Raw genomic sequence first — 14,452 nt, forward strand, 5'->3', positions numbered from 1 at the left:
GCTAAACGGCGAACCAACCGTTGTCGATGGCGTACCCGAAATGGTGGCCGGAGCCGTGAAGCTCAATCCCGCTGGCAGGCTGCTGACACTCAGCGTCAACGCTGACGGTGTTTCAGCATCGGTGAAGGTGTTAGCCAGCGACAGGGTATACCCCTGACCAACCGTGGCACTTTGTGGACCAACCGCATTGGCTACCGTTGGGGCCGTATTCGACGCCACTAATTTTGTCAGATCAAATCGGGCACCGATCGGATTGTGATCCGATGTCGTATTTCCATAGTTTGGAATACTGAACGGCTGAAGTACGAACGTGGAGTTAGCAATATAGCCAGCGCTCAGGTCGTTCGACACCACCAGGTGATCGATGAAACTAGCCGACGAATTGAACGTAGAACAATTCTGCTGTTCCAGCGGCTTCGTCAATACGTTATAATTCGTTACGTCGGTCACAAAATTATCGAATGACGATACCGGCGAACTCGTGTAAATCGAAGATGTCGCTTTATCGTTATAATCTCCTAAGATCACTACGTTCGCGTTAGGGTATTGCGTATCAAGCAACGTTTTCAAATCGGCGAAATCCTGCTTTCTACGGTTGAAATCAGCCTGCGCACTGCCCGATTTAGCGTGAACAGCCACTACGTGTACACGGCGTGTTGTTCCGTTGATCGTTACGTCTCCCACAAACATAAATGGCAAACGTCCTGACGACCAGCCATTACCAGTTGGATACGTATACAGCGGAGATGATTCAAACAACAACGCCTTTGTTTCCGCCAGCACTGGTGTTACAGTCGCTTTGTTATAGATTACGCAGACCTTTTGAGCAAACTTCGTTGGTCCAAAAACGGTAGGCGGGTTGCCGCTCGGTACTTGTGTACATTCGTCCTGGAAGTAATACGAGAACTTATCCGAACATACGTAGCTATAGCTTCCGGGAATTGCCGATACAGCTGCGGAAAAACGATCAATATCACTCACTTCCTCTACAGCAATGATATCGGCATTCAATTTTCCAAGTACTGTCGCAGCATTCGTTTGCTGAAGATCTTCGTTTGTCGGCCCCATATCGTTATAGTTCAGGTTGCCGTTCTGACAGATAATCGTACCAGCATCGGCCCCGAAGAACTCCATATTCCAGGCAGCAATATCCAATGTCTGATCGCGCGTCAACGTAGTGGATTCAGTACCGCCACATTGTGCATCCTGTGCCGCTGTGCTACCCGGAATATCCGATAAAATACGTGGTTGTAGCTGTAAGCCATCCGTGCCAGCAGTTGTCGCGCCAGACACAAAACGATCCGCAATACCTGTTACACTAACCGGATTGCTAGGGCGGCCGGCACCCGCCAGTGGCGAATTAGCATTGATACGTAGTACTCCCGACTGGCCGCCCGCAGTGATCGTATAATTGGTATTAGCAGCAAAAGGCCCTGATCCACTGATGTTGGCATCCGATACACTAACCAATTGTCCCTGATAATTAGGCAATTGATCGAGCGTAATCGCAACAGGAGTTGGCACTACGTTACCAGCACCCGTTACCACCGTAAAATTGGTAGCAAATGCCGAGGTAATTTCCGTGAAGCCGTTGAAAACACTGATTGGGCCACGAGCCTGAACCAGATCGCCAATTTGTACCTGCGTTGTCAGATCCGTTCCGCTTGATGTACCATAGACAACGATACCGCCTGTTTCGTCCTGAATATAAATCTGGCGAGCGCCCAGTTGGTTCGTTACGGTTACGCGCCCCTGAATGGTGTACGTCTGTCCAACATTGGCCCGAGCAATTGAAATTGGCGTATAGGGGCTGTTCGAGTTTACCGTTCCGGTAACAGAAACGTTGGCGGTAAGGCTTGATGATACGTTCGTAATGGTACCATTTATGAGGCCTGCCGACGCAGCCGTTAATCGGGCATAAACAACAGGCGAAGCGGTGGCGGCCGGAATCGTAATCGAGGGACCAAATCCGCTTCCCGATGTCGAACTTACCTCAACCCCAGCCGGAGCCGTTACCGTAATATCCGCTGCCAGATTAGCGGTTGTCAGGGTGTATGATTGTTCGGCTGATGGTATTCCCTGCGTCGCCGTAAATCCCGGAAGCGTCGTTGGAGCTGCCGTCAGAACGGGAGCACTCGGTGCATTTACCTGACCACTTACAGTCACCGATGCTGATAGCGTACTACTTGCCGTGTTCGTAATGGTACCACTGAAAGCCCCCGACGTAGCAGACGTACTTAAACGAGCATAAATTGGTTGCGATATGCTACCAGACGCGGGAGCAATAGACAACGTTGGTGTGAATGTCGTATTATCCGTACTCAACTCGATACCAGCCGTAGCCGATACAGACACGGGATTCGATCCAAGGCTTGTTCCATACAATGTATAGGATTGTGGTTCTGAAGGCGTTCCTGCTGTAGTAACAAGACCCGAAACGGATGTCTGGGATGCCAATAATGACGTAACAGTTGGAGCACTATTCATTACATCGGCCCAGGATGTTCCAACCCGAATGTAGTCAACCCGGACAGTTGCCGAAGTACCTGAACCTCCTTGTCTAAGCGCAATGGTACCGACATTAGATAACTCTCCTGCTGTCGATGTTGTACTCACAACTGGGCTTGGTTCTGGCTGATTCAATGCAGGCTCAATATATAAAGCTGCTATATCATTAGCGGCTCCCGCCACAAGAGTGTACTTTATAACAAGTAAATAGGTGGTGTTATAAGAATAGACTGTTGGCGAATATACGGCTCCGTTTGAGTCTGTGGCCTTAGAAACTCCAAACTGAAAGCCACCCGTTGTACTTTTAGCCCACACACGGCCGCAAAAAGTAGTTCCGATAGACGTAGCGCCAAAATGCAAAAAATAGTCGCCAGACTGCGCAGCTGATACGTTTACCAAAAAAGAAGCATATACCGAACCACTAGTTTGCTGGGCAAACGACCGGCTTATATCCTCACCGCTGGTAGCTAATGTAGCTGCCGCACCTACCGGGCCAATTACTGTCGACAATCCAGCATATGTCAAGCCGGGTGAGGTAGCCTGAATGGAATTTATACCCGTACTATGGACATTCCATCCATTTAGTGTCAATGCATAAGGCGGTGTTGTTGATGTAAAATCTTCGGTTAATAGCTGTGCCCTCGACACCTGAGCACAAAGCAGTGCCATCAGTAAAAGCCATAATCGGCTTACTGAACGTAAATGTTGAATCATACTATAATTATGGATTAGTTAAGTTTACGTAAAACTACGTTAAACTATATCGAGTAGTTTTTCCAAACTGTTAAATAATAGTCCCACACAATCATTTTTAATTTCTTTCTAAAAAGTATCCGTATTTACACAGATAATATACAAAATAAAGACAATAAAATCCTACAGAAATTCACAAACACATTTTAATACATAAAAAATAATTATAAGTATACTTAATAGCATTTTATCTAATTCCTTATTAGTTGTAAAGAGTTTTTAATTGATATAAAAAACGACAAGAGAGGCCCTTACGCTAAGAGCCTCTCTTGTCATTACATCAGTTCACTCGCTGAATTAGTCTACGATCCGGAAAACCATTTTCGCCTTCTCGCGAGATAAGGCATTGAAATGCCACCATTCGAACTCAATCGGGCTAAAGCCTCCTTCACGCATGGCAGTACGTAAGATGAGTCGGTTATCAAGCTGTTTCTGAGTTAGTTTTCCCGCTTCCAATAATTCTTTTTCTCTGGATGGATACGCTAATTCGCCGAAGAAATCATATTTCGTTCCCATATCGAGCGGTTTGCCATCTTTTGTAGCAACGGTTAAATCAACGGCACAACCATAGTTATGAATTGATCCTTTCCGGGGGTCCGCTACGTATTTCTGGCGTTCATTTTCAGGCAAGTCCGGTAAAGCATTCCATAGCTTCCATTGCGCTGACCGGGGGCGGGCCGCATCATAAACCAGCAATCTAAGATCGGGATGATGCGTCTGTAAATACTTACTGGCTTTGGCCAGTTTTTCGGCCGCCATCGGTTGCATATAGGCTCTTGTCAGATCGTCGTACACATCTTTTCCAACAAAATTATCCGTCGTAGAATACTTCAACTCAACCAGTATAGTCGGATCAACTTTCTGAATATCGACCAGTCCTTGTTTAATCATAGCCTTCTCAACATTGGGTTGAGCCAGACCGACAAGAGAATAAAATAGCAGAAAAGTGGCAAAAAGTAGTCGCTTCATGAGGTTATATTCTATCAGGATTGGTTTGTGTTTGACTATGCTGTAAACTTACAGTATTTATAATCTACTCCTGAACGGATGAGAAAGCTGATTTCCGTTCTTTTCAAACAATGGCATTAAATTATATCTGGGTTGCTTTCTTCGTAATTGCCTTTCTGGTTGCGCTGGCTAAACTGATTTTTCTGGGCGATACCGAGATTTTCAAACTAATTGTAGAGGGGTTATTCGATTCCTCTAAAGTAGCCGTCATGGATATTGCACTACCACTGGCGGGTGTTATGACGTTCTTTTTGGGGCTGCTCAATATTGGCGAAAAAGCCGGGGCCATCAATTTTCTGGCCCGGATTATCGGTCCGTTCTTCAATAAACTCTTTCCAGAAGTGCCTAAAGACCACCCCGCCAACGGTCAGATGATCATGAACTTCTCAGCCAACATGATTGGATTAGATAATGCAGCAACACCATTTGGGCTTAAAGCAATGGCTAGTCTACAGGAGTTAAATCCCAGTAAAGATACAGCCTCCAATGCTCAGATCATGTTTTTGGTTCTGCATACGTCTGGCCTTCAGATCATTCCATTAAGCATCATGGCGCAACGAGCCATTCTCGGCGCGAAAGACCCGTCTGATGTATTTATCCCATGCGTTGTCGGCACCTACGTAACAACCGTTGTAGCCCTGGTTGCCGTAGCTATTAAGCAACGTATCAATCTACTCAATACCACCGTATTAGGCTGGCTTGGTGGTATAACTACGTTTATTGCTGTGGCCCTGTGGCTGCTCGCAGGCCGCCCCAAAGAAGAAATCGAAACCTTTTCGAAGGTATTCGGCAATGTGATTCTATTGACGATTGTGGTGGCCTTTTTGCTCGGAGCAATACGTAAGAACGTTCCTATTTTCGAAACATTTATCGAAGGAGCCAAAGGAGGTTTTGAAACAACGATAAAAATAATTCCGTATCTGGTTGGGATGTTGGTGGCAATCGGAGCCTTCAGAAATGCAGGTGCAATGGATTATCTTGTTGGTGGTTTCAAGTATCTGTTTTCGTTAACTGGCCTTAACACTGATTTTACGGATGCCCTGCCCGTCGCTTTAATGAAACCGCTTAGTGGTTCCGGTGCGCGCGCCCTAATGATTGATGCGATGAAACAGTTTGGTCCAGACTCGTTTGTTGGACGGCTGGTCTGTATTTTTCAGGGGTCAGCTGACACTACGTTTTATATCGTTGCGCTCTATTTTGGTTCAGTAGGAATTCGCAACTCCCGACATGCTATACCGTATGGCTTATTTGCCGATTTGGTAGGCGTCATTGCTGGTATTGCACTTGGTTATTTCTTCTTCCACTGAGCAAAAGAGGGAAGAAGTTTGTTAACTGAGAAAAGACGATTAAAAAATACTCAGCATGAATGTAAACCAGGTCCGCGAGCAACTTCACCGACTTATTGATGATATTGACGACATCTACGTATTGAACGGCCTCTATCGGAACTTACTCGCCGAAAAACGGCAACGCGACGCTTACGAAAAAGAGCAGGCTGAGAAAGCCCGAAAACAATCGAAATCGAGCGGCCGAACCAGCTAAATTTTACTGGAAAGGCCGCTCACTGTCATCGCAATAATGATGGTGTTAAACAGAAATGACAAGACGCCATGTGCTAGCGCCACCCGACGTATACGCTTCGACGTAATAGCCACATCCGACACTTGGCTGGTCATTCCGATCACAAAAGAAAAATAAGCAAAATCCAGGTAATCAGGCTCTTCGTCATCGGGAAAAGATAAGCCACCGGGCCGTCTGGCCTGCTTCAACGTATCGCCATAAAACAAATGGGCGTAGCGAAGGGTAAACAACGTATGTACCAGTGTCCAGGAGCTGGCTACGGCCAGCATAGCCAGAAAAATGTATTGAATTCTGTTAACATCGCTGATGGCGTTTAACAGCGACGCTACGGCCACCAAGCTGGCGATGGCCGCACTGAGCACAAAAACCAGAATGAGAACACGACTCGAATCCTCAATACGTGATAGTTTCGGCAAATCGCGCGGGTGAGCAATCAGAATACTCATCCACATCAGCAACAGAATACTCAGGGCAAAAGCAACCCAGGAAATAGTCATGTGAACCGGATCAGTAAAAGCGCCCGGTGCCACTAAAAAAACGAACAAAGCAACGCCGAGCGCAATGTTCAGGCGGTGGCTGGCATCAAACCGACTGATTTGAAAAAGTATGTTACGTAGCATCTTGTGAAAACGAATCCGAACCACTGCATAGGTCCACCCCTACGTACTAAAAGGCTGGCTGCAAGGTAATCGAATAAACAGCAGAATGTTTATGGCCTGTTGCTATGACGTAACGTCCGAACGAATAAAATTGTCAAATCAGCACTGGTACACGCATTACCCGATAAAAAAGTAGTCGGCACGACCGGTGAATAAATTGAACGTAACGAATAGTCAAACACAAAGAAGCTTATTTTATTTATATACAGATTAAAAGGGGGTTATAGTCGATTTATATCAGTCATGGCACTACGGTGACGGGTGTGTCTTAGTCTTCCTTTTCGTAATTTTGAACTTTCACGACCCAATTTGTTTGCTCATGCCTTATTTCCGGCTTCTGATTATCCTTTTCATCAACATACTTTTCTGCTTATCGAGCTTTGCTCAGTCAACTACCTCGTCGTTTCTTCCTCTCAATACCAATCAGAGCCGCTGGGCTGATTCGGTGTTCGCCAGTTTAACGCCCGACGAACGTATCGCGCAATTAATCATGGTGGCGGGTTATTCAAATCGAAAACCTGCCTATGAAGATTCGCTGGTTAATCTGGTGCGGACCAACAAGTTAGGTGGTGTCGTGATGTTTCAGGGCGGGCCAATGCGGCAGGCAAAACTAACGAATCGGTTACAGGCTTTATCGACCGTCCCGCTTCTGATCGCTATGGATGCCGAATGGGGGCTGGCGATGCGCCTGGACAGTACGGTTCGATATCCGTATCAAATGACGCTCGGCGCCATTCAGGGCAACGACTCCCTGATCTATAACATGGGAGCCAGTCTGGCCCGGCAAGCCCGGCGGCTAGGTGTTCATGTCAACTTTGCCCCATCAGTCGATGTCAACAACAACCCTAACAACCCCGTTATCAACTTTCGCTCCTTTGGCGAAGACAAATATGCGGTTACTCGTAAGGCGCTCGCGTATGTACGCGGCATGCAGGATAACAACCTGTTAACCAGCCTCAAGCATTTTCCAGGACACGGCGATACGGGTACAGACTCTCATTACGATTTGCCCCTCATCGACAAGAGTCGAGCGGAGTTAGACTCGCTCGAATTATACCCCTTCAAAGAATTAATTAAGGCGGGTGCTACTGGCGTTATGATTGCGCATCTTAACATTCCAGCCCTCGATACTACCCGAAACCGGCCCTCTACCCTATCCCCTGCTATTGTAACAAATCTGCTAAAAAACGAACTGGGCTTCCAGGGACTGGTTTTTTCAGATGCTATGAATATGAAAGGCCTTACCAAGTATTTTCCGTCTGGCAAGGCTGATGCGCTCGGTCTGGAAGCGGGAATGGACGTACTGGAATTCACGGAAGATGTCCCGGCAGCCCTGGCGCAGGTGAAGCAGGCAATCGCTGAAGGACGTATTACGCAGGCATCTATTGATGCCCGATGCCTGAAAGTGTTACGTGCCAAAGCCTGGGCTGGCCTCAATCAATATAAACCGATTGTTCTCGATAATCTGGTTAATGATCTCAATCAGGTTAGTGACGATTTGCTTAATCGTAAACTTACCGAAGCCAGTTTGACCGTTCTTAAGAACGAAAACAATCTATTGCCTTTGCAACGACTCGATACGTTACGGATTGCTTCGATTGCTATTGAGAGCGACAAGCTAACGGCTTTTCAGCAAATGGCGGCCAACTATACGCAAATTGAGCACTTCAACATTACGTCCAAAACACCCGACTCAACCTTGGCGCAGGTTCGGGATTCGCTCAAAAACTATAATCTGATTCTGGTTGATGTTCATTTGAATAATATTCGACCAGCTACGAAATACGGACTTCAGGCCAAAACAGCCGGCTTCGTCAGTGAACTGGTATCAACCGGGAAAGCGGTTGTGACTGTATTCGGCAATGCTTATGTTCTGGACAAACTAACATTCCCGTCGGATACCGCCCAGACAAACCGCAATATCGAGCAAGCTCGGGCCATCGTGATGCCTTATCAGCTCACGAACTACACGGAAGAACTATCTGCTCAGTTGATTTTTGGCGCTATTGGAGCCACGGGAAAACTACCCGTTACGGTAAATCAACGCTTTCGGACTGGCGATGGTCTGGCTGTAAAACCAATCGGCCGACTGAAATACACGATCCCGGAAGAGGTCGGTGTTGACAGCCGTTACCTCGCCCAACAGGTCGATTCGCTGGTCAACCTGGCCCTGACGCGGAAAGCCTTCCCCGGCTGTGTTGTACAAATGGCTAAAGACGGAAAAGTCATTTTCCACAAAGCCTACGGAAAACATACGTACGATGCGTCGCTGGGTGCCGAGCCGAAACCAATGCAGCTCGACGACTTATTCGATATGGCCTCCGTGACAAAAGTGAGTACATCAACGCCAGCGCTGATGAAACTGGTTGACGAAAACAAGTTCAATCTGGACGGACATATGGTTGATTATTTGCCCTGGCTTAAGAAGTCGAATAAGGCCGACTTACGCTGGCGCGACGTATTGACCCACCAGGCTCGCTTAAAAGCCTTCCTTGTTTTCTGGAAAAATATGAAGGAACCCGATGGCTCCTGGAAACCAAGAACGGTTAAAGAAGAACGGTCGGCCCGTTATCCGATTGAATTAACCGATAGTTTGTTCGAGTTTAAAAATTACCCCAAAACAATTTTTGAAGCGATCAAAGATTCGCCTTTAAACGATAAGAAAGAATACGTGTACTCCGATCTGTCGTTCATATTGTACCCGCAGGTTGTCAAGCGTTTGACGAAGCAAAACTTTGAAGATTACCTGAAAACTACGTTCTATAATCCGCTTGGTGCGTCAACACTTACGTTTAATCCGCTTCGTTATTACTCGTTAAACCGCATTCCGCCCACCGAATACGATTCGTTATTCCGTAAAACGCTCGTTTGGGGTCATGTCCACGACGAAACAGCCGCTATGCTCGACGGCGTATCGGGTCATGCCGGGCTATTCGGTTCTTCGAATGATTTAACGAAACTGATAACCATGTATCTACAGAAAGGATATTATGGCGGTCAGCAGTTTATTTCGAGCAATACCGTCAATGAGTTTACGCGTTACCAGTTTCCGGAGTTAGGCAATCGCCGGGGCATTGGCTTCGATAAACCCTCGTTTAAATACACAGGTAATGCACCCCTCTCGGCTTCTAAAGAAAGTTATGGGCATTCGGGCTTTACGGGTACGTTCTTCTGGGTTGATCCCACTTACAACCTTACCTATGTCTTTCTGTGTAATCGCGTTTATCCAACCCGTAACAATAGTCAGCTTGGCGAGTTGAATACGCGAACGAACGTAGCAGAAGCGTTATACCAGGCAGTAAAACGAGGCATTCGATGAAAAACTACCTTATCCATCTACTGAACTACGAGCTGTGGGCCAATCAACGTATCATTGAAGCTATCGGTAATCTCGATAATCCACCCGCCCGGGCAGTGGCCGTTATGGGCCATATTCTATCGGCTCAGCAAATCTGGCTGAGCCGGATTATGAACGAGCCTGCCTACGTAGCAATCTGGGAAGATATTCCGGTCAGCTGGATGGGAGAAACAGCAGAGCGCCAGCATCGCAAACTGGTCAGTTATATCAGCGCTTTGGCCGAAGCCGATTTACTGCAGTCGTTTAGCTACGTTACGTCGCAGGGAACGCCGTTCGACAGTACACTGATCGACATTCTGACTCATATGAGCCACCATGCTGCCTACCATCGGGGGCAGGTGGTTCACCTTATCCGCCCAATAGCGGGAGAAGCACCGGTTACTGATTTTATAGTCTGGACACGCGACGTGTAGTCTGTATGCGAATTCATATTTTTGGGGCTTCAGGCTCGGGCGTCACTACGTTAGGCCAGGCCCTGAGCGCTCACGTAGCCTTTCCGTATTTCGATGCCGACGACTATTACTGGCTTCCCAGCAATCCTCCTTTTCAGCACAAACGTGACCCAGTCGAACGAAATGCGCTGCTTTTAGACGAATTAAATCAATACCCAAACTGGATCGTAGGCGGCTCATTGGATTCCTGGGGTCCCGAGTGGCCTCCCCTGTTTGATCTTGTTGTTTTTCTCTGGATTCCTTCCCAAATCCGGATTGATCGACTGTGGAAGCGAGAATTCGAACGCTACGGTGAACAATTAGTCAGTAATCCCGATCAGCGACAACGGTCAGACGACTTTATCAATTGGTCTTCTGAATATGATTCAGGTCTGTTGAAGGGACGTAGCAAATTACGTCACGAAGCCTGGATGCTTACCCTATCCTGCCCCATTATCCGTCTTGAAGGTGACCTGACCGTTGATGAGCGAGTCAATCGGATCCTTGAAGCGCTATAATCAGCGAAATTTCCCTGTAAACGGCCAATTGATATTGCCTGATAACGTATCCATTCCCTGCCCAGGATCGGCAAACTTGAAAGTATTTAAAAAAAAGGAAGATAAGTCGTCTTTCATTTTCAATAACAAAAACAGCAGTCTCTCGACTAGAGTGTTTTCTTGAGATAGTGTAACATTAGGGTCAAACTGATTTGCTAGCTCTCTCTATTACGGAGTCCAAATACCGAAAGAAAGATCTTTAGGTTTCTCGTTTGTACAAACCTAGATGCTATAACCGCTCCTTTAGGGCTTGGACTAATTCGCATCGAAACTGGCTGGTTATTGATTTATTCACTTGCCAGGCATCCATCTCTATGCGTATCTCGTATATGTTTAACAGTTCATTTCTTATCTATTTCCCGTTATATGCGGTTCATTTTACTTATTGTCTTTCTGCCTTTGTTTTCTGTCGGTACGTCTGCTCAGAAACTAACCGGACAGGTTATCGACCAGACGTCGCATCAACCCATTGCGGGGTCGACTGTACAAATAAAACGTACTCAGGCAGGCACACTCACCGATTCTACAGGCACATTCACCCTATCTAATGTACAGCTAAAGGACGTTTTGATCGTCTCCTATCTTGGCTACCAGACACAGGAAATTCAGTTCACGGGACAATCCAGCCTGACCGTTGAGCTGGTTGCAGGGGTGTCGCTCAACGAAGTCGTTGTCACGGCTCTTGGGCTGGAACGTAACGCCCGAAGCCTGGGTTATGCGGTCCAGAAAGTTGATGGTCGGCAGGTTAATGACGTGAAAGCCCCCAATTTTCTCGATAACCTGTCGGGTAAGGTAGCCGGCGTAATGATTACGGGTGGATCGACGGGTGTGGGTTCATCAGCACGTATCAATATTCGGGGCGAATCATCCTTTACCAACAACAATCCATTGTTTGTAGTTGATGGTATTCTGATCAACAATGCTACGGTGGTCAATCGGGTCAACGACGACGCCAACGGATTTCAGGAAATCGATTTTGGAAACGGGGCCATGGACATTAACCCCGACGACGTAGCAGCAGTATCGGTGCTAAAAGGTCCGGGTGCTGCGGCTCTCTACGGCACACGGGCGGCTAATGGTGTGATCTTGATTACGACCAAAGACGGTTCATCGCAGAAAGGGATAGGCGTCAGTTTCAACAGTACGTTCTACACCGAGCGTCCGTTTCAACTACCCCGTTTTCAGAATCAGTATGGACAGGGCAACAGCGGAGCCTTCAAGTATGTCAACGGCCTAGGCGGGGGAATTAATGACAATATCTCCTACAGCTACGGTCCTAAACTCGACGCGGGCCTGTTGATCCCACAGTACGACAGTCCCGTGAATCTCCCCGACGGTCGGGTGGTACGTGGTGCTGATATATATGTCTATAGTGGGCTACCCATCACGCCGACTCCTTTTGTGTCGCACCCCGATAACCTCAAAAACTTCTACGAGACGGGGCACACGGCGATCAACAACCTGGCTATTTCGGGCAGCTACGATAAGGGAAGCTATCGGCTATCGTACACCGACCTGAACAGTCAGTCAACAATTCCGGGTGTCGATCTGAAGCGCAAAACACTGGCCGCCCGGTTACAGTTCGAACCCATCCGTCGACTGAAATTCAGCTCATCTATCAATTATATCAACACGGGTAGCGACAATCGTCCGGCTACCAAATACGGCTCGGAAAACATCAACTACGCCCTGAGTGCCTGGCTGGGCCGTCAAACTGATGTTAACCCAATGAAGCAGTACTGGCAGCCGGGATTGGAGGGGATTCAGCATTTTTCCTATAACTACACTTACTTCGACAATCCGTATTTTACGCTATACGAAAACCGTAACTCATTCAACCGCGACCGGCTCATCGGGAATCTGGCCATAACGGGCGAGCTGGCTACTCACCTGACGCTGATGGTACGTAGCGGTATGGATTATTCGAGCGAAAACCGTCAGTTTCGGCGGGCTTTCAGCAGCAACCGTTTCAAGAATGGGGCGTATGCTGAAAACACTGTTTTCTTCCGGGAGATCAACACCGACTTTCTGTTGAATTATAACCGAATCGTAGGTGCCTTTTCGCTCGATCTGTCGGCTGGGGGAAATCGCATGGACCAACTGGCCTCGTTCGATCAGTATCAGGCCCTGACGCTTGCCCAACCGGGGGTATTCAAGCTCAACAATGCGGCCTCGCCAGTGGAAGCTTATCAGCAGAGCGCCCGCAAACGGATCAACAGCCTGTATGCGCTGGCTAAACTGAGTTATAAAGACGTACTGTTTCTGGACGTAACGGGACGTAACGACTGGTCGAGCGCGCTGGCCACGCCCAACTCAACGGCAAACACGGCTTTCTTCTACCCGTCGGTATCGGCCAGTTGGGTGCTATCAAATCAGTTTCAACTGCCTGCGGTTATGTCGTTTGCCAAAGTACGTGCGAGTGTGGCCAGCGTCGGCAACGATACCAGCCCCTACCAGACAACAGGAGTCTTTAACGCCCGAAACCCCGTGTTCTCACAACCGGCCTTCAGCGACCAGAGCACGATTGCCAACACAAATCTGAAACCGGAGTCGATTACGTCGGTTGAGCTGGGCGCTGATGTGCGCTTCCTGAACGATCGACTCGGCGTCGACCTGACGTACTACGATGCTCGCACTCGTAACCAGATTTTATCGTTGCCCATCGCTATCCCAACCGGCTACAGCGAACGAGTCATTAATGGCGGGGAAGTACGGTCGCGGGGTATCGAAGCTGTGGTAACGGCCGTTCCCGTTCAGACAAATCGCGTCCGCTGGAACGTAAGCCTGAATTTCAGCCGAAACCGGACCTACGTAGTGTCGCTGCCCGAAGAGGCCGGTACGCTAACGCTGGGCTATAACCGAATCTACGACAACGTGAACCAAACCGTCTGGTATCAGGTACGTCAGGGCGACCGGATGGGCGATATGTGGGGAACGGGCTACCTACGTAACGTACAGGGTGAGTTTATCGTAGGTAACAACGGGCAATATATCGCGGATAACACGCTGAAGAAACTGGGCAACTATAATCCCGATTTTATGATGGGCCTGTCGAATCAGCTCAGTGTCGGGAACTGGAATCTGGGTTTTCTGCTCGACTGGCGGCAAGGCGGTATTCTGGTATCGCGCACGCTGGCCCTGGCGGGTGTGGCGGGGCAGCTAATTGAAACAGCGAATCGTCCTGACGCCGGTATCGTGGCGAAAGGAGTCGTCAATACCGGCACCGTCGACAACCCGAGCTACCAGCCGAATACCATCGCCATTCCGGCCGAAACCTACTACCGGATGTACTATGACCGCAACAATGAGGAAAATAACACCTATAACGCGTCGTACGTAAAGTTGCGGGAAATGAGCATCGGCTATACCCTACCCGAAACGGCGGGCCTTGCCCGTAAACTGCATATGCAGCGGCTAACCATAGCTTTGGTGGGCCGTAACCTGCTGGCACTGTCGCACATTCCTCACTTTGATCCCGAACAAACGTCCTTTCAGCAGAACCAATTGCAAACGGGCGTTGAAGACATGACCTACCCTACCTCGCGTAACATCGGGGTGAAACTAAGCGTAAATTTTTAAGTCCTACCCTCGTCATAG

The 14,452-nt window shown here is 48.1% G+C and carries 9 protein-coding genes; 6 read left to right on the top strand and 3 right to left on the bottom strand.

Going from position 1 to position 14,452, the window contains the following annotated elements; all coding sequences use genetic code 11:
• On the bottom strand, positions 1-3,222 hold a 3,222-nt coding region (locus tag GK108_RS31175; protein WP_246225099.1), incomplete at its 3' end, for a DUF5689 domain-containing protein.
• A gap of 336 nt (positions 3,223-3,558) precedes the next feature.
• The gene (locus GK108_RS22755) at positions 3,559-4,230 is read right to left on the bottom strand and encodes a M15 family metallopeptidase (RefSeq protein WP_163953477.1); all 672 of its coding nucleotides are present in this window, start codon (positions 4,228-4,230) and stop codon (positions 3,559-3,561) included.
• A gap of 110 nt (positions 4,231-4,340) precedes the next feature.
• Here GK108_RS22755 and GK108_RS22760 point away from each other — a divergent pair, with 110 nt between their 5' ends.
• Both GK108_RS22760 and GK108_RS22765 read left to right on the top strand, forming a co-directional pair.
• Positions 4,341-5,576 carry a nucleoside recognition domain-containing protein gene (locus GK108_RS22760; protein ID WP_163953479.1) on the top strand — a complete coding sequence of 412 codons (1,236 nt, stop codon included), beginning with the start codon at positions 4,341-4,343 and terminating at the stop codon, positions 5,574-5,576.
• A gap of 55 nt (positions 5,577-5,631) precedes the next feature.
• Positions 5,632-5,811: a hypothetical protein gene (locus GK108_RS22765; protein ID WP_163953481.1), complete on the top strand. Its 180-nt coding sequence runs from the start codon at positions 5,632-5,634 to the stop codon at positions 5,809-5,811.
• Here GK108_RS22765 and GK108_RS22770 read toward each other — a convergent pair.
• Complete coding sequence (locus GK108_RS22770; protein WP_163953483.1) at positions 5,808-6,470, bottom strand: DUF1345 domain-containing protein; 663 nt, start codon at positions 6,468-6,470, stop codon at positions 5,808-5,810. The genes GK108_RS22765 and GK108_RS22770 overlap by 4 nt on opposite strands.
• Positions 6,471-6,828: 358 nt before the next feature.
• Between GK108_RS22770 and GK108_RS22775 the strand changes: the two genes are divergently transcribed.
• The 4 genes from GK108_RS22775 (at position 6,829) to GK108_RS22790 (ending at position 14,434) form a co-directional block, all read left to right on the top strand.
• Positions 6,829-9,828, top strand: a complete 3,000-nt coding sequence (locus GK108_RS22775; protein WP_163953485.1) for a glycoside hydrolase family 3 N-terminal domain-containing protein — start codon at positions 6,829-6,831, stop codon at positions 9,826-9,828.
• A complete protein-coding gene (locus tag GK108_RS22780; protein ID WP_163953487.1) occupies positions 9,825-10,280 on the top strand; it encodes a DinB family protein in 456 nt (151 codons plus the stop codon). The genes GK108_RS22775 and GK108_RS22780 overlap by 4 nt, the downstream gene beginning before the upstream one ends.
• Positions 10,281-10,285: 5 nt before the next feature.
• Positions 10,286-10,816 (top strand): P-loop NTPase family protein, encoded by a 531-nt coding sequence (locus GK108_RS22785; protein WP_163953490.1) that lies wholly within the window; start codon positions 10,286-10,288, stop codon positions 10,814-10,816.
• A 405-nt stretch (positions 10,817-11,221) separates the two neighbouring features.
• Positions 11,222-14,434 (top strand): SusC/RagA family TonB-linked outer membrane protein, encoded by a 3,213-nt coding sequence (locus tag GK108_RS22790; RefSeq protein ID WP_163953492.1) that lies wholly within the window; start codon positions 11,222-11,224, stop codon positions 14,432-14,434.
• The last annotated feature ends 18 nt before the right edge of the window (positions 14,435-14,452 follow it).

The sequence above is a fragment of the Spirosoma terrae genome, assembly GCF_010435915.1.
GTDB classification, from domain to species: Bacteria; Bacteroidota; Bacteroidia; order Cytophagales; family Spirosomataceae; genus Spirosoma; species Spirosoma terrae.